Source organism: Pseudomonas sp. ADPe (assembly GCF_014843515.1).
GTDB lineage: Bacteria > Pseudomonadota > Gammaproteobacteria > Pseudomonadales > Pseudomonadaceae > Pseudomonas > Pseudomonas citronellolis.
In genome coordinates this window covers 2,794,501-2,810,650 of sequence record NZ_CP062122.1, presented here as the reverse complement: position 1 = coordinate 2,810,650, position 16,150 = coordinate 2,794,501, and the positions used below count along the sequence as shown (strand labels likewise).

Annotated in this window: 11 protein-coding genes and 1 pseudogene; 6 read left to right on the top strand and 6 right to left on the bottom strand. The window is 69.3% G+C overall.

The window, feature by feature from the left end; genetic code table 11:
* Positions 1-398: 398 nt before the first annotated feature.
* From IG194_RS12780 to IG194_RS12765, 4 genes are all read right to left on the bottom strand, one after another.
* Positions 399-3,362, bottom strand: coding sequence for an autotransporter domain-containing protein (locus IG194_RS12780; protein ID WP_058487877.1), 2,964 nt, complete (start codon positions 3,360-3,362; stop codon positions 399-401).
* Between the two features lie 114 nt (positions 3,363-3,476).
* A complete protein-coding gene (locus IG194_RS12775) occupies positions 3,477-4,316 on the bottom strand; it encodes an acyl-CoA thioesterase (RefSeq protein ID WP_058487876.1) in 840 nt (279 codons plus the stop codon).
* Between the two features lie 73 nt (positions 4,317-4,389).
* The gene (locus IG194_RS12770) at positions 4,390-5,418 is read right to left on the bottom strand and encodes a DUF5924 family protein (RefSeq protein WP_058487875.1); all 1,029 of its coding nucleotides are present in this window, start codon (positions 5,416-5,418) and stop codon (positions 4,390-4,392) included.
* Positions 5,419-5,710: 292 nt separating this feature from the next.
* Complete coding sequence (locus tag IG194_RS12765) at positions 5,711-6,646, bottom strand: LysR family transcriptional regulator (RefSeq protein ID WP_009614641.1); 936 nt, start codon at positions 6,644-6,646, stop codon at positions 5,711-5,713.
* Between the two features lie 286 nt (positions 6,647-6,932).
* On the opposite strand from IG194_RS12765, the gene IG194_RS12760 reads away from it, so the two are divergent.
* The 6 genes and pseudogenes from IG194_RS12760 (at position 6,933) to IG194_RS12740 (ending at position 13,789) form a co-directional block, all read left to right on the top strand.
* Positions 6,933-8,423: an aldehyde dehydrogenase gene (locus IG194_RS12760; RefSeq protein ID WP_058487874.1), complete on the top strand. Its 1,491-nt coding sequence runs from the start codon at positions 6,933-6,935 to the stop codon at positions 8,421-8,423.
* 45 nt (positions 8,424-8,468) lie between these two features.
* Positions 8,469-8,542: pseudogene (locus IG194_RS33310) on the top strand (hypothetical protein); the annotation flags it as partial.
* 39 nt (positions 8,543-8,581) lie between these two features.
* Complete coding sequence (locus IG194_RS12755) at positions 8,582-9,964, top strand: aspartate aminotransferase family protein (protein WP_009614644.1); 1,383 nt, start codon at positions 8,582-8,584, stop codon at positions 9,962-9,964.
* A gap of 228 nt (positions 9,965-10,192) precedes the next feature.
* A complete protein-coding gene (locus IG194_RS12750; protein ID WP_009614645.1) occupies positions 10,193-11,227 on the top strand; it encodes an ABC transporter substrate-binding protein in 1,035 nt (344 codons plus the stop codon).
* Between the two features lie 61 nt (positions 11,228-11,288).
* Entirely contained in the window at positions 11,289-12,680 is a 1,392-nt protein-coding gene (locus tag IG194_RS12745; protein WP_058487873.1) for a purine-cytosine permease family protein, read from the top strand.
* On the top strand, positions 12,677-13,789 hold the full coding sequence (locus tag IG194_RS12740; protein WP_058487872.1) for a class II histone deacetylase: 1,113 nt from the start codon (positions 12,677-12,679) through the stop codon (positions 13,787-13,789). The genes IG194_RS12745 and IG194_RS12740 overlap by 4 nt, the downstream gene beginning before the upstream one ends.
* Positions 13,790-13,796: 7 nt before the next feature.
* Here the strand turns inward: IG194_RS12740 and IG194_RS12735 are convergent, their stop codons facing one another.
* Positions 13,797-14,369 (bottom strand): DUF1993 family protein, encoded by a 573-nt coding sequence (locus IG194_RS12735; RefSeq protein WP_058487871.1) that lies wholly within the window; start codon positions 14,367-14,369, stop codon positions 13,797-13,799.
* 442 nt (positions 14,370-14,811) lie between these two features.
* Positions 14,812-16,011 (bottom strand): formaldehyde dehydrogenase, glutathione-independent, encoded by a 1,200-nt coding sequence (gene fdhA, locus IG194_RS12730; protein WP_058487870.1) that lies wholly within the window; start codon positions 16,009-16,011, stop codon positions 14,812-14,814.
* Positions 16,012-16,150: the final 139 nt, after the last annotated feature.

Here is a 16,150-nt window from a genome sequence, read left to right as displayed (position 1 = left end):
GTGCGCTGGATCGGTTCCGTACCCTCTCCCCAGCCCTCTCCCTGAAGGGAGAGGGGGCTTGTCCGTGCCGAGCGGAGGCCTGGTTTCAGCCGGCAATCTCTGTGCTAGCCGGCTAACTCCAGAACATCAGTGCCTGCCCAACGGTCCCCTCTCCCTTCAGGGAGAGGGTTAGGGAGAGGGCGCTCTTCAGCTCAAGCACCGACCCCTGCCGGTAGAACCCTTTACCAGTCGTAGGGCGTACAACCGTTCGCGGTTGTACGCCGCTACACCGGACTTGTCTCTAACTCCGAGGCTGACCTGGGCGACGGCCGAAGTCACTCCAGGTCGACCCTGGCTCGTGGCTGGGCCAAGGTGAAACGGCGTATAACCGCGAACGGTTATACGCCCTACGCGGCATTTCAGAACGCCATCTGCCACTGCGCGATCAGCGCATGGTTCTGCGCCTGGCTGCCTTTCTCGCCGCTGTAGGCCAGGCCGATGCTGTGGCGGGCCGACAGGCCCAGGTCCAGGCCCAGGTCCAGCAGCAGGCTGTTGCGGTCCAGCGCCGTGCCCTGGACGCTGAAGGCGCCGCCGCCGGCGAGGAAGGCCTGGCGGGTGCTGCTGTCCAGGTCGCCGTAGGTGTGGCGCCAGCCCAGGCCCAGGCGCGGGGTCAGGCTCATGCCGTTGTCCAGGCTGGTGAGCCAGGCCGTGCGCAGGCCCAGGGTGCTGCTGAGGTTGTGCTGGCTTTGCTCGTCCACGTGCAGGGCCGCGGCGCCGCCTTTTTCGTCGTAGGCGTCGCGCTTGTAGTACTGGTAACCGAGATTGGCGTAGGGCTCGGCGCTCAGGCGGCCGTCGCCGAGCTGGTAGCCGGCCTCGGCGAAGGTCTGCCAGCTGTGGGCGTCGTAGTCGCCCTTGGGGCGGTCGCTGAAGCCGTCGAACTCGACGCGGCGTTTGCTTTCGCCGTCGTGGCTGCTGTAGGCCGCGCCCAGGCGCAGGGCCAGCGGGCCGTCCTGGCGCAGGGCGTAGGTGCCCAGGTGCCAGCTGTCGATGTCGCCGGAGGTGCCGCCCTGGCCGTCGAGGTCGGTGTGCGAGTAGCCGCCCAGCACGCCCAGGCGCCATTGGCCGTCCAGCGCCCAGTCGGCGCCCAGCAAGGTGCCGCCGGTGTCCTGGTCGAGGTCGCCGCTGCCGTGCTCGCCGTCCAGTTGGCCGTGGCTGCCGATGCCTTGCAGCCAGAGGCGGCCGGCGGCGTTCGGGTCGTTCAGGTTGCGCGCCTCGCTGGGTACGCCGAGGGCGGCCAGCTGCGGGGTGTCGCGCTCGTCGCTGGCCACCAGCAGGCCGCCGCCGAGCTGGCGCAGCGCGCCGAGCATGGCGCCGCCCACCGCCTGGCTGCCGGCCAGGGTGGCGGCGGCCAGGTTGGCGTTGCTGGCGCCGGCCAGCTGTTCCACGGCGCGGCCGGCGTTGCCGGCGTCGCTGGTGATCAGCGCGTTGTACAGCTGGCCCATGCCCTGGCCCTGCAGGGCGCTGGCGGCGTTGCGGCCGTTGCCGCTGCTGGCCAGGTCGGCGAACTGCACGTCGTTGCGCGTCAGTTGCAGGTTCACGCTGTTGGCGCCGTAGCCGAGGCTCGGGGTGAGGAAGGCGAAGTTGCTGCTGACCTCGGCGAACCGGCCGCTGACGCCGCCGCTGGCGTTCAGCACCTGATAGCTGCTCTGCCAGGGATAGTTGCCGGGCCCGGCTTGCAGGGCCAGGCGCGCGCCGTCCAGGGTCGCGCTGCCATCCACTTGCAGAGTGGCGTGGCTGCCGTCGGCCTCCACGCCGTAGGCCAGGGTCGAGCCGCTGCGCAGGGCCAGGTCGCCGGTCACGTGGGTGGCGCCCTGTTGCGGGTTGGCCAGCAGGGTGCCGCTGACGTCCAGGCCGCCGACGCTGCCGCTGCCGGCGTAGCTGGCGCCGCTGTCCACCAGCAGGCTGCCGGCGATGCCGCCCTGGTTGATCAGCTGGGCGCCGGCGAAGACTTCGCCGCCTTCGCTGAAATCGCCGCTGCCGCTGAGGGTCCAGGCGCCCTGGCGCACTTCCAGGCGCTCGAAGTTGCGGCTCTGGCCGAAGCTGCCGCCGCGGGCGTCGTCGAAGCTCACCCGGTCATGGCCGTCGCCGCCGTCCACCAGGCCTTCGAAGCGGCTGCCGGCGAGCAGCGTCAGGCTGTCGTCGCCGCCGCCCAGTTCCAGGGCGATGCCGTTGCCGCCGTGGATCAGGCCGTCGTTGATCACGCTGTCGGCGAAGTCGCCGACCAGGCTCACGCCGCTGGAAGCCAGGCCCTCGATGGTGCCGTGGTTCTCCAGGGTGGTGGCGCCGTAGCCGCTGCCGGCGGAGCCATCGTCCACCAGGATGCCGCGGCTGGCGCCGCTGATCAGCGCGCCGGCGGCGTTGTAGACGCTGCCGCCGCCCATGGCGATGCCCTCGCTGCCGTTGGGCTGGCCGCCCTTGTCGACGCCGGCCGCGCCTATGCCTTCGATGATCCCGTGGTTCTCGATGTGGCCGATCAGGTCGATGTCCACGCCATCGCCGTCGCCATCGGGCACCAGGCCGTTGTAGGCGCCGGTGATGCGCCCGTAGTTGCTGACCGTGCCGTTGCCGTCGGAGCCGTAGCCCGAGCCGTTGCGGCCGATGATCACGCCGTCGGCGTAGTTGACCAGGGTGGCGCCGACGTCGGTGGTGATGCCGTGGCGGCCGCCGGAGATCAGCCCGTGGTTGTAGACGCTGCCGCCCTCGGCGTCCTGGAAGTCGATGCCGTCGTTCTTGGCGTCGGCGTCGATCATGTCGCCGCTGCTGATCTCGCCGTAGTTGGTGATGCTGGCGTTGGCGCCGGGGCGGATGCCGTCGTTGCCGTCGCCGTGGATGACGCCGGTCTCGCGGTTGATGATGGTTACCGGCACGCCGCTGCGCAGGTCGTCGAAGTCCACCGCCTGGCCGGTGGCCGAGCGGATGCTGCCGGCGTTGTCCAGCAGCAGGCTGCCGCTGTCGAAGCCGTCCTTCACCCGCACCGCGTCGTCGCTGGCGCTGATGCCGGCGCCGGCGCGGTTGTAGATCCGGTAGTTGCGGGTGGTCGCGGCGTTGCCCGAGCTTTCGATGGCGCGGCCGCTGGTGGCGGTGATCTGCCCGCTGTTGTCGACCACCACGCCAGCGCCGCTGGTGGCGTCCTTCAGGGCGACGGTCTTGTCGCTGGCGGTGATGCTGCCGCTTGCGGTGACCTGCAGGCTGGCCTCGCCGGAGAGCGTCTGCTTGCTGGTGCTGGGCGTGCTGATGACGATGGGGCCGGCGGGCGCGGCGTGGGCGCCGGCGCTGAAGACGAGGGCGATGCTGAACGCCAGCGGAGAAGGCTTGAACGACATGGCGACGACCTTTTTCTTCTGGAAGTGGCCGTCGTTTATAGCGATGCAATCTTACGTTTTTGTAACCATGCTGGCTTTTTGCCAAGGCCGGGCGCGGGGCGCCCGGCCCTGCCGTCACTGCTTGTAGTAGACGATCTGGTTGCTGGTGGCGAGCAGCTCGCCGGCCTCGCTCCACAGCTCCGCGGCCTGGTCGAAGTAGCCGTTGCGGAAGGCCTGGCCGCGGGCCTCGCCGAGCAGGTAGCCGCTGCCGACTTCGGCCAACTGCGCGGCGTCGGTGTGGAAGTAGGTGGTGATCGACACGGTGCCGGCCGGCACCGGGGTGGCACGGCGCAGCCATACGCGCGGGTAGAAAATGTCGCTCATTGCCGCCAGGGCCGGGAAGTCCAGCGCCCGCGGCTGGGCGTCGCGCAGCCAGAGGCGGGTGCGGCTGTGCTCGCCGCTGCCGTCCCAGGTGCTGGGGAAGGCGCCGTCGATGGCGCGCATCTCGTACTGCTGCGCCCAGGCCACGCCCTTGCCGCTGGTGTTCAGCGGCGGCGTCTGCGCCGGCGCCGTGGCCTGCGGGCGCGCCAGGTCGAGTTCGCTCCAGGTCTCGCGGCGCAGGGCGGTGACCGCGGTGCCGGTGGTGGAGACCTGCTCCACGCCGTCGCCGTCCACCTGGCTCAGTTGCAGCAGCCAGTGCTGGGTGGAGCGGTTGGTGCGGATCGGCGTGGCGCGCACGGCGAAGGCGCCGGCCTCGATGGCGGCGGCGAAGTTCACCGTCAGCGCGACGGGCGCGCCGAGCAGCCGCGGGTGGCGCAGCACGGCCTGCAGCAGGGTGGCGGCGGTGATGCCGCCGAAGGGCCCGACCATGTTCCAGTAGTCGGCGCTGGTGTGGCCGTGGAACAGGTCGGCGTCGCGGGCGTCGGCTTCCAGGGCCAGGGCGCGGTCGAAGGGGTGCAGGGCGGAGTCGGTCATGCTCGGTGCTCTCGGCGCGGGTATCCGGTCCTTTTAGGGGAGCGGCCCGGGCGCGGTCAAGCGAACCGGGCGGTCAGGGCGTGACCTCGAAACGCAGGGTGCCGATCACCTGGCCGACCTCGGTGATCACCTGCACCTGCCAGCGCCCGGTCGGGTCGGCGGGGAAGTTCTGCTTGTGCGTCCAGGCGCGGTAGCCGGCCTCGCGGCCGCCGTGGATGTCCAGGGCGATGCGGTCGACTTCCTGGCCGTTGTGCAGCCACACGTGGAAGATGCGCTCGTCCAGGCCGCGCGGCGCGCTGATGGCGGTGTAGGCGTAGAGGCCCTGGGCGCGGATCTGCGCGGCGCCGACCTGCTCGACGCTGTCGCCGGGGGTGCGCTGGCTGTTGTCGAACTGCTCGGTGACCGCCATTTCCGCCAGCCACAGGGTGGACGGCGGCACCCAGGCGCGGCCGAACCAGCCGACCACGCCGATGCACAGGGTCAGGCCGAGCAGGGCGAACCAGCGCCACCACTTGTGGATGCCCACCGACACCACCAGGCTGGGGAAGGACAGCGCCACGGCGATGCCCAGGGCCCAGCGGTAGCTTTCCGGGGTGCTCAGCTGGAGGATCAGCGGCAGCGCGGTGAGCAGCACGGCGAACAGCGTCAGGGTGTGGTAGCCGAGGAAGGTCCAGCGCCGCGGCGCCAGCCACTTGTAGTAGACCGGGTCGGTGATGGCGATCAGCCCGGCCAGCCCCAGCACGCCGGTGAACAGGGCCTGGCCGCTGTTCCAGGTGGTGGTGACGAAGAAGAACGGCAGGACGAAGAACAGGCTTTCCTGGTGGATCAGCTGGGTCGCGTAGCGCAGCAGCCCCGGCGGCACCGACCAGCCGAAGCGCTCCTTGAAGCGCTGGGTGAGCAGGTTCTCGAGCATCAGCCAGAGCCAGCTGACCAGCATGACGATGGCCATGGCGCGGGCGAAGCCGGCGCGGTGGCGGTCGACCATCATGAAGCTGAACAGCCCCGAGCAGAAGCCGAACAGGGCGACCAGCCGCGGGTAGCGTTCGAGGAGCGAGAGGGCCAGCGCGATCAGGCGCTGCACGCGGGATTTCAACACAAGCATGACGAAGGGCCGAAGCCGGACAACCGGAAGGGCGGGGATTGTAGCGCTTGTGCCGGGCGCGGGGCAGCGGCGCTGGACGGAGGGTAGAGGCCGTGCCCGCCTGAGACGTAGGACCTTGTCCGCGATAGCCGGAGGCTCCGGCGCGATTCGCGGATGAGATCCGCTCCTACGCTGCGCCACCCGCGCCATTCCCCGTAGGAGCGCGCCCTGCGCGCGAATCGCGGGCAGGGCCCGCTCCTACAAGGGTTGGCATTCAGCCCCGTAGGATGGGTATCGCTCCGCTCAACCCATCCTACGAAGGCTTGTGTGCGGGCTCTGACGCCACCCCGCCACTCAACTCCTCGCGGGCATAGTCGACGAACAGCCGCGCCGGCTTGGTCAGCTGGGCGCGCTTGAGCCAGGCGGCCACCAGGCCGGAGGCGCTGACGTCTTCGGCGATGTTCACCATCACCACCTTCTTGCCGTCGTAGGTGCATTCCGAATGCGGCCGGGTGACCAGCACCGAGAAGCCGAAGCCCTGGCCGACCATGCCGCGCACCATCTCGATGGAGGGCGAGCTGAAGGCGATGTTCGGCGTCAGCCCCAGTTCCTCGAAGATGCTCACGAAGTAGGTGCGGCTGGGTTGCACGTCGAGCAGGATCATCGGTTCCAGCGCCAGGTCGCGCAGCGACACCTGGGCCTGGCGGGCGAAGCGGTGGTCGGCCGGGAGCAGGGCGTAGGGGCGCTGCGCCGGCATCAGCGGCTCGGTCTCGATGGTGCCGTCGAGGTCGTGGCGGTACAGCAGGGCCAGGTCGAAGCGCCCGGAGGTCAGGCCCTGCACCAGTTCCTGCTGCTCTCCGTCGCGGATGCGGATCTCCACCCCCGGGTAGCGCTCGCGGAAGCCGGCGATCAGCCGCGGCAGGTACAGCGGCGCTACCGTCTCGAAGCAGGCCAGGTCGATCTGCCCGGCCACCACGTCGTTGTCGGCCAGGGCGTTCTGCTCGAACTCGTGGGCCATGCGCAGCAGTTCCTGGGCCTTGCGGTAGAAGCGCGCGCCGCTGGGGGTGAGGGACACGCCCTGGGCGTGGTGGCGGATGAACAGCTGCACGCCGAAGCTCTCTTCCAGGCCCTTGATCGCCGTGGAGATCGACGGCTGGGCGATGTAGAGCTTGCGCGAGGCCTCGGCCACGCTGCCGCATTCCACTGTGGTCACGAAATACTTCAATTGCCGCAAGGTATAGGAAGCCACTGCAAGACCTCTATGGCGCGGCTTCGCCGGTGGCGTGCGCGCTCTCGTTGTGTCATCGGTTCATCGGAAAGCAAGGATCGGGCCCGCCGGCCTGCGCCGGGGAGCGCCGAGGCGCCTCCAGGTGCCGCACCATAACCCAGCATGGCGCACTTTGCCGGTGCGCGCCTGCCCAGCTTTTTCATATACCCCGAAGACATATTTAATATTTTTCCTCCGCCGGAGCATGCGCGACCATCAGGGGTACCACAGAACAAAACAATAATTGCTCGTGAGCAGGAGTGCCCTGGTGTATCAACTCAGCGACTGGCAGCAGCGTGCAGCCCGCCAGACCTTCATCGACGCCGCCCTGATCGATGGCCGCCGCATGGCCGCCGCCGACGGCGCCACCTTCGCATCCATCGACCCGGCCACCAACCGCCTGCTGGCCAACGTCGCTGCTTGCGGCGCGGCCGAGGTCGACGCTGCCGTACGCAGCGCCCGCAGTGCCTTCGAGCAGGGCCCCTGGGCGCGCATGGCGCCGCGCGAGCGCAAGGCCGTGCTGCTGAAGCTGGCCGAGCTGATGCTGGCCCACCGCGACGAGCTGGCCCTGCTGGACTCGCTGAACATGGGCAAGCCGGTGATGGACGCCTGGAACATCGACGTGCCCGGCGCCGCCGGCGTCTTTTCCTGGTACGCCGAGGCCCTGGACAAGCTCTACGACCAGGTCGCCCCGACCGCGCCCAACGCCCTGGCCACCATCACCCGCGCGCCCCTGGGCGTGATCGGCGCCGTGGTGCCGTGGAACTTCCCCCTCGACATGGCCGCCTGGAAACTGGCCCCGGCCCTGGCCGCCGGCAACTCGGTGGTGCTCAAGCCGGCCGAGCAGTCGCCGTTCTCGGCCCTGCGCCTGGCCGAGCTGGCCCTGGAGGCCGGCCTGCCCGAGGGCGTGCTGAACGTGGTGCCGGGCCTCGGCGAGCACGCCGGCAAGGCCCTGGGCCTGCACCCGGACGTGGACTGCCTGGTGTTCACCGGCTCCACCGAAGTGGGCAAGTACTTCATGCAGTATTCCGCCCAGTCCAACCTCAAGCAGGTATGGCTGGAGTGTGGCGGCAAGAGCCCGAACCTCGTGTTCGCCGATTGCCGCGACCTCGATCTTGCGGCTGAAAAAGCGGCATTCGGCATTTTCTTCAACCAGGGCGAGGTCTGCTCGGCCAACTCGCGGCTGCTGGTGGAGCGCTCCATCCACGACGAATTCGTCGAGCGCCTGATCGCCAAGGCCCGCGACTGGGCCCCGGGTGACCCGCTGGACCCGGCCAGCCGCGCCGGCGCCATCGTCGACGCCAAGCAGACCGCCAGCATCCTGCGCTTCATCGAGGAAACCCGCGGCAGCGCCGCTACCCTGGCTTGCGGCGGCCGCCAACTGAGCTTCAACGGCTCGGGCAACTTCATCGAGCCGACCATCTTCACCAACGTCGACCCGCAGCAGCGCCTGGCCCGCGAGGAAGTCTTCGGCCCGGTGCTGGCGGTGACCGCCTTCGACAGCGAGGACGAGGCCCTGCGCCTGGCCAACGACAGCCCCTTCGGCCTGGCCGCCTCGGTGTGGAGCGACGACCTCAACCGTGCCCACCGCGTGGCCGGCCGGTTGAACGTCGGCACCGTGTCGGTGAACACCGTGGACGCGCTGGACCCGGCCATCCCCTTCGGCGGCGGCAAGCAGTCCGGCTTCGGCCGCGACCTGTCGCTGCATTCGTTCGACAAGTACACCCAGCTGAAAACCACCTGGTTCCAGCTGCGCTGAGGGCAGGCCCGGGGCCGGCGCACCGCCGGCCCGTGCTGCCCCGGCGAACCGCTCGAGACGGCCGGTGAGACTGCCCAGGTAAGTCCGTCGCCCTCGATCCCCTGCAAACCCCTCAGGCCGGCTGCCGGAGCACCGCCGAGGGAACTAGGAGAAAGTCGATGACCGACAACACCAAAGCGCAACGCGAAACCCGTGACTACCAGGCGGCCGACGCGGCCCACCACATCCACGCCTTCCTCGACCAGAAGGCGCTGAACGCCGAAGGCCCGCGGGTGATGGTGCGCGGCGAGGGCCTGTACCTGTGGGACAACGACGGCAACCGCTACCTGGACGGCATGTCCGGCCTGTGGTGCACCCAGCTGGGCTACGGGCGCAAGGACCTGACCGCCGCGGCGAGCGCGCAGATGGACCAGCTGCCGTACTACAACATGTTCTTCCACACCACCCACCCGGCGGTGATCGAGCTGTCCGAGCTGCTCTTCAGCCTGGTGCCGGGCCACTACAGCCACGCCATCTACACCAACTCCGGCTCCGAATCCAACGAGGTGCTGATCCGCACCGTGCGCCGCTACTGGCAGATCCTCGGCAAGCCGCAGAAGAAGATCATGATCGGCCGCTGGAACGGCTACCACGGCTCGACCCTGGCGGCCACCGCGCTGGGCGGCATGAAGTTCATGCACGAGATGGGCGGGATGATCCCGGACATCGCCCACATCGACGAACCCTACTGGTTCGCCAACGGCGGCGACCTCACCCCCGAGGAATTCGGCCGCCGCTGCGCGCAGCAGCTGGAAGACAAGATCCTCGAGCTGGGCGCCGAGAACGTCGCCGGCTTCATCGCCGAGCCGTTCCAGGGCGCCGGCGGCATGATTTTCCCGCCGGAGAGCTACTGGCCGGAAATCCAGCGCATCTGCCGCAAGTACGACGTGCTGCTGTGCGCCGACGAAGTGATCGGCGGCTTCGGCCGCACCGGCGAATGGTTCGCCCACCAGCACTTCGGCTTCGAGCCGGACACCTTGTCCATCGCCAAGGGCCTGACCAGCGGCTACATCCCCATGGGCGGCCTGGTGCTGAGCAAGCGCATCGCCGAGGTGCTGGTGGAGCAGGGCGGCGTGTTCGCCCACGGCCTGACCTACTCCGGCCACCCGGTGGCGGCGGCGGTGGCCGTGGCCAACCTCAAGGCGCTGCGCGACGAGGGCATCGTCACCCAGGTCAAGAACGACACCGGCCCCTACCTGCAGCAGTGCCTGCGCGAGGTGTTCGGCAACCACCCGCTGATCGGCGAGATCCAGGGCGCCGGCCTGGTGGCGGCGCTACAGTTCGTGCAGGACAAGGCCACCCGCAAGCGCTTCGACAACGAGAACGACCTGGCCTGGCGCTGCCGCACCATCGGCTTCGAGGAAGGCGTGATCATCCGCTCCACCCTCGGCCGCATGATCATGGCCCCGGCCCTGGTCGCCGGCCGCGCCGAGCTGGACGAGCTGGTGGACAAGACGCGCATCGCGGTGGACCGCACCGCGAAAGAGATCGGCGTGCTCTGACGCCAGTCTCGCAGGCGCTGCCTTCCGTAGGATGGCGTTGAGCGCAGCGATACCCGTCGATGGGTATCGCCGCGCACATCCCCTCCTGCGAGCAGCGCCCTTCGCCACAACCGAACAACAACGCCGCGGGCCCACGCAGACCCGCGCGGTGGAACCTTTTTGCCGCCCGTTCGGCAACTGCCCAGCAATCCAAACCAACAACGCCAACCGGCTGTGGGAGTTCGTTCCATGAAATCGTCCTTGCATTGCATCCTCGCCTGCGCGGTCCTCGCCGCCACCGGCGCCGCCCAGGCGCAGGATCTCACGGTGATCTCCTTCGGCGGCGCCACCAAGGCCGCCCAGGACAAGGCCTACTTCAAACCCTTCGATGCCAGCGGCGCCGGCAAGGTGATCGCCGGCGAGTACAATGGCGAGATGGCCAAGGTGAAGGCCATGGTCAACGTCGGCAAGGTCACCTGGGACGTGGTCGAGGTGGAAAGCCCCGAGCTGCTGCGCGGCTGCGACGAGGGCCTGTTCGAGCGCATCGACCCGGCCGCCATCGGCGACGAGTCGCAGTTCGTCCCCGGCACCTTCAGCGAGTGCGGCGTGGCCACCTACGTCTGGTCGATGGTCATGGCCTACGACAGCAAGCGCCTGGCCAAGGCGCCGACCTCCTGGGCGGACTTCTGGAACGTCAAGGACTACCCGGGCAAGCGCGGCCTGCGCAAGGGCGCAAAGTACACCCTGGAAGTGGCCCTGCTGGCCGACGGCGTGAAGCCCGAGGACCTGTACAAGGTGCTGGGCACCCCCGAGGGCGTCAGCCGCGCCTTCAGGAAACTCGACGAGATCAAGCCCTACATCCAGTGGTGGGAAGCCGGCGCGCAACCGCCGCAGTGGCTGGCCGCCGGCGACGTGGTGATGAGCGCCGCCTACAACGGCCGCATCGCCGCCGCGCAGAAGGAAGGCGTGCCGCTGGCCATCGTCTGGCCGGGCAGCCTCTACGACCCGGAATACTGGGCGGTGGTCAAGGGCACGCCGAACAAGGCCCTGGCCGAGAAGTTCATCGCCTTCGCCAGCCAGCCGCAGACGCAGAAGGTGTTCTCCGAGAACATCCCCTACGGCCCGGTGCACAAGGGCACCCTGGAACTGCTGCCGGCCGACGTGCAGGCCGCGCTGCCCACCGCCCCGGCCAACCTGCAGGGCGCCCGCTCGGTGGACTCGGCCTTCTGGGTCGACCACGGCGAGGAACTGGAACTGCGCTTCAACGCCTGGGCGGCCCGCTAAGGCCCCCGGCCAACCCGAGTGCCCGGCGCGCCGGGCACCGCTTTGCCTTGCGAGAACCACAATGACAACGACGCAAACCCCGGCGGCGACCCTGGAGCTGAGCACCATCCAGCCCATCGCCCGGCACGAACGCCACGGCCGCGCCCGCGACCTCTTCACCATCTGGTTCGGCAGCAACATCATGCTGCTCACCGTGGTCACGGGGGCGCTGGCCGTCACCGTGTTCCAGCTGTCCTTCGTCGCCGCGCTGCTGGCGCTGGTGCTGGGCAACCTGGTGGGCGGGGTGTTCATGGCCCTGCACTCGGCCCAGGGCCCGCAGCTGGGCGTGCCGCAGATGGTGCAGACGCGCGGCCAGTTCGGCTCCTTCGGCTCGCTGCTGGTGGTGGCCCTGGTGGTGATCATGTACCTGGGCTTCTTCGCCTCCAACCTGGTGCTCGGCGGCCAGACGCTGCACGCGCGCTTCCCGGCCGTGGCCACCAACGCCGGCATCCTGCTGGTGGGCGCGGTCAGCGTCGTCGCCACCGTCTTCGGCTACCGCCTGATCCACGGCTACACCCGGCTGATGTCCTGGCTGTCCGGCGCGGTGCTGCTGGTCAGCTTCGCCTGGGTGCTGTTCATCCACGGCCTGCCGGCGGACTTCCTGCAGCGCAACGGCTTCAACCTGCCGGGCTTCCTCGGCGCGCTGTCGATCGCCGCGCTCTGGCAGCTGGCCTATGCCCCCTACGTTTCCGACTACTCGCGCTACATGCCGCAGGACACCGGCGCGCGCACCGCGTTCTGGTCCAGCTACTGGGGCTGCTGCCTGGGTTCGATCCTGCCCATGGTCCTGGGCGTGATCGTCGGCCTGTGCCTGGACGGCGGCGACGTGGTCGCCGGGCTGATCGGCATGACCGGCGGCTTCAGCGCCGTGCTGGTGGCGGTGTTCTCCATCGGCATCGCCGCCACCAACGCCATGAACCTGTACTGCGGCACGCTCTCGGCGATCACCGTCGGCCAGACGCTGATCCCGGCCTGGGCGGCCGGCGCCGGCTGGCGCGCGCTGATCGCCCTGAGCCTGTTCGGCGGCTCGCTGGCCATCGCCCTGCTCGGCCAGGACGACTTCATGGCCAACTACACCAACTTCATCCTCCTGCTGCTCTATGTGCTGGTGCCCTGGAGCGCGATCAACCTGGTCGACTACTACCTGGTCGCCCACGGCCAATACGACGTGCTGTCGTTCTTCCGCCGCGACGGCGGCATCTACGGCACCTTCAACTGGACCGCGGTGAACTGCTACGTGCTGGGCATCCTGGTGCAGGTGCCGTTCATGTCCACCGAGCTGTACACCGGGGTGGTGGCGCGCGCCATGAACGGCGCCGACATTTCCTGGATCGTCGGCCTGGGCGTGGTCTCGCCGGTCTACTGGGTGTTCAGCCGCAAGCGCCAGCGCGCCCTGGCGGAGGCCCGCGCATGAGCCGCCGGACCGGGTTCTTCTTCGACGAGCGCTGCTTCTGGCACGCCGCCGGGCTGCATGCGCTGATCCTCCCGGTGGGCGGCTGGTTGCAGCCGCCGGCCGGCAGCGGCCATGCCGAGTCGGCGGAGAGCAAGCGGCGGCTGAAGAGCCTGATGGATGTGTCGGGCCTGAGCGCGAAGCTCAAGCTTTCCAGCGCGCCGCTGGCCAGCGAGGAGGACCTGCTGCGCGTCCACCCGCTGGACTACCTGCAACGTTTCAAGGCCATGAGCGACGCCGGCCACGGCGAGCTGGGCGAGGAGGCCATGGTCGGCCCCGGCACCTACGAGATCGCCCGGCAGTCCGCCGGGCTGGCCATCGCCGCGGTGGACGCGGTGCTCAGCGGCGAGCTGGACAACGCCTACGCGCTGTCGCGGCCGCCGGGCCACCATTGCCTGGCCGACCGCGGCATGGGCTTCTGCTACCTGGCCAACATCGCCGTGGCGGTGGAGGCGGCGAAGGCGCGCCACGGCATCCGCCGCGTCGCCGTGCTGGACTGGGACGTGCACCACGGCAACGGCACCCAGTCGATCTTCTATGGCCGCGACGACGTGCTGAGCCTGTCGATCCACCAGGCCGACTGCTTCCCGGTCGGTTCCGGCGCGGTGGAAGAGCAGGGCGAAGGCGCCGGCCTGGGCGCCAACGTCAACGTACCGCTGTACCCCGGCAGCGGCGACGACGCCTATCGCCATGCCATGCAGCGCATCATAGTGCCGGCCCTGGAGCGCTTCCGCCCGGAGCTGATCGTGGTCGCCTGCGGCTTCGACGCCAACGGCGTGGACCCGCTGGCGCGCATGCTCGCCCACAGCGAGACCTTCCGCGCCCTCACCGCCAGCGTGCGCGAGGCCGCCGAGCGCCTGTGCGACGGGCGCCTGGTGCTGGTCCACGAGGGCGGCTACGCCGAAGCCTACGTGCCCTTCTGCGGTCACGCGGTGATCGAGGAACTGGCCGGGGCGGCCACCGAGGTGGTCGACCCCTTCCTGCCGATGCTCGAAGGCCAGCAGCCGGACGCGGACTTCCGCGCCTTCCAGCGCCAGGCCATCGAGCGCATGGCGCAGAAGCTCGGCCTGTAGGCCGGGATCAAGTCTGCGGCAGCGTGCCCGGGCGCAGGTAAGCCAGCACGTGCGCGACGTAGTCGGCCTTGCCCAGTTCGATACCCAGGCTGCGCAGGATGGCGTAGGCGGTGATGCAGTGGAAATAGAACTGCGGGAACGACCAGTCGCGGGCGTACTGCTGGCTGTCCATGTCGAAGATGATGCCGTTGGGCAGGTCGAGCGCGATCGGCGCCTCGGGCCTGCCATCGAGCGCATCGCCGGGCAGGTCGGCGAGCGCTGCCAGCGCTTCGGCGATGCAGGCCCGGGCATCCGCCAGGGTGCCCGGCCGCTCGTTCGACGCCCAGCCGTCGTTGCGCACCTGCAGCCACGCCTGTGGAACGGCCAGGCCGCGTAGGCGGTAGGTCGGCTCCAGCGCCTGGAAGCAGGCGAAACGCACCTGCGCGGCCAGCGGGTACATGTCCGGCGCCAGGCGTTGCGCCATCAGTTCGTCGACGTCGTTGCCGGCGGCGCTTTCATGGGCGGCGGCCTTGTCGAGCCATTGCGAGAGGTTCGTGAGCATGTGGGTGAACGAGGGGACGAGAAGGCTGGTCAGCGGCATGGCGGGCTCCGGGAAAGGGGAGCCGTCAGCTTAGTCCGGGCTCGCCGGCCGTGCTGCGCCATGAAGTCCCTGTCGTACTTGGCCTGCTGTGGATATCGCGGACGGAGTCCGCTCCTACACCTCCAGGGAAGCACGGCTTTTCGTAGGATGGGTTGAGCAAAGCGATACCCATCCTACGAAGAGCATGCGGCGCGTGCTGGCTGTGAGTCCTTTGTCTCCGGCTGACTCCAGCCTCCCCGCACACGCCGAACGGTCCCCTCTTAGGGTGAGGGGCCGTTGAGGCACGGGGCGTCATGTTTACCGTAGGAGCGGGCCCTGCCCGCGATTCGCGCGCAGGGCGCGCTCCTACAGGGGAATGCGGCGCAAAAAAAGAGGGAGCCCGAAGGCTCCCCTGGAGAGAAACCGCGGCGGGGGACGCCGCGGTTGGAGCGCTGGCCGCGGCTCAGGCGGCGCGGAACAGGTTGTGCGGGTCGATGACGAATTTCTTCGGCACGCCGGCATCGAACTCGCCGTAGCCTTTCGGCGCCTCGTCCAGGGTGATGACTTCCACCCCGACGATGTCGGCGATCTTGATGCGGTCCCACATGATCGCCTGCATCAGCTGGCGGTTGTACTTCATCACCGGGGTCTGTCCGGTATGGAAGCTGTGCGACTTGGCCCAGCCCAGGCCGAAGCGGATGCTCAGGCTGCCGTGCTTGGCGGCGTCGTCCACCGCGCCCGGGTCCTCGGTGACGTACAGGCCCGGGATGCCGATCTGGCCGGCCACCCGGGTGATGCCCATCAGCGAGTTGAGCACGGTGGCCGGGGCCTCGTGCTGCGAACCGGAATGGCCGTGGCCGCGGGCCTCGAAGCCCACCGCGTCGACCGCGCAGTCCACTTCCGGCTCGCCCAGCAGGTCGGCGATCTGCTCGTGCAGCGGGGTGTCCCTGGACAGGTCGGCGATCTCGAAGCCCTGGGCCTTGGCGTGGGCCAGGCGGGTCGGGTTGACGTCGCCGATGATCACCACCGCGGCGCCCAGCAGGCGGGCAGAAGCCGCAGCCGCCAGGCCGACGGGACCTGCGCCGGCGATGTACACGCTGCTGCCCGGGCCGACGCCGGCGGTGACCGCGCCGTGGTAGCCGGTGGGCAGGATGTCGGACAGGCAGGTCAGGTCGCGGATCTTCTCCATGGCCTTCTCGCGGTCCGGCAGCTTCAGCAGGTTGAAGTCGGCGTAGGGCACCAGCACGTATTCGGCCTGGCCGCCGACCCAGCCGCCCATGTCGACGTAGCCGTAGGCGCCGCCGGCGCGGGCCGGGTTGACCGTCAGGCAGACGCCGGTGTGCTGTTCCTTGCAGGTGCGGCAGTGGCCGCAGGCGACGTTGAAGGGCACCGAGACCAGGTCGCCGATCTTCATGGTTTCCACGCCGCGGCCGATCTCCACCACCTCGCCGGTGATCTCGTGGCCCAGCACCAGGCCGGTGGGCGCGGTGGTGCGGCCGCGCACCATGTGCTGGTCGGAGCCGCAGATGTTGGTGGAGACCACCCGCAGGATCACCCCGTGGTCGATCTGCCGGCCTTGCGGGTCCTGCATCTTGGGATAGGGGATGTTCTGAACTTCGACCTTACCTGGGCCGAGATAAACCACACCACGATTGCCAGACATACGCATTCCTCTTTTTTGTCGTTGTGGGTACAAATGCGCGGCGCGGCGGCCACGCGGCTTTGCACTGGGAATTCGAGCTGGAAGCTCAAAGCGCGAAGCTTGAAGCCAGGCCGCATGCTTCCAGCTTCAGGCTTCCCGC

Bases quoted from the DNA above. Each gene is read 5' to 3' on its own strand.
- IG194_RS12780 (WP_058487877.1), bottom strand. From the start codon at position 3,362: ATGTCGTTCAAGCCTTCTCCGCTGGCGTTCAGCATCGCCCTCGTCTTC.
- IG194_RS12770 (WP_058487875.1), bottom strand. From the start codon at position 5,418: ATGCTTGTGTTGAAATCCCGCGTGCAGCGCCTGATCGCGCTGGCCCTC.
- IG194_RS12775 (WP_058487876.1), bottom strand. From the start codon at position 4,316: ATGACCGACTCCGCCCTGCACCCCTTCGACCGCGCCCTGGCCCTGGAA.
- IG194_RS12740 (WP_058487872.1), top strand. From the start codon at position 12,677: ATGAGCCGCCGGACCGGGTTCTTCTTCGACGAGCGCTGCTTCTGGCAC.
- IG194_RS12745 (WP_058487873.1), top strand. From the start codon at position 11,289: ATGACAACGACGCAAACCCCGGCGGCGACCCTGGAGCTGAGCACCATC.
- IG194_RS12755 (WP_009614644.1), top strand. From the start codon at position 8,582: ATGACCGACAACACCAAAGCGCAACGCGAAACCCGTGACTACCAGGCG.
- IG194_RS12750 (WP_009614645.1), top strand. From the start codon at position 10,193: ATGAAATCGTCCTTGCATTGCATCCTCGCCTGCGCGGTCCTCGCCGCC.
- fdhA (WP_058487870.1), bottom strand. From the start codon at position 16,011: ATGTCTGGCAATCGTGGTGTGGTTTATCTCGGCCCAGGTAAGGTCGAA.
- IG194_RS12735 (WP_058487871.1), bottom strand. From the start codon at position 14,369: ATGCCGCTGACCAGCCTTCTCGTCCCCTCGTTCACCCACATGCTCACG.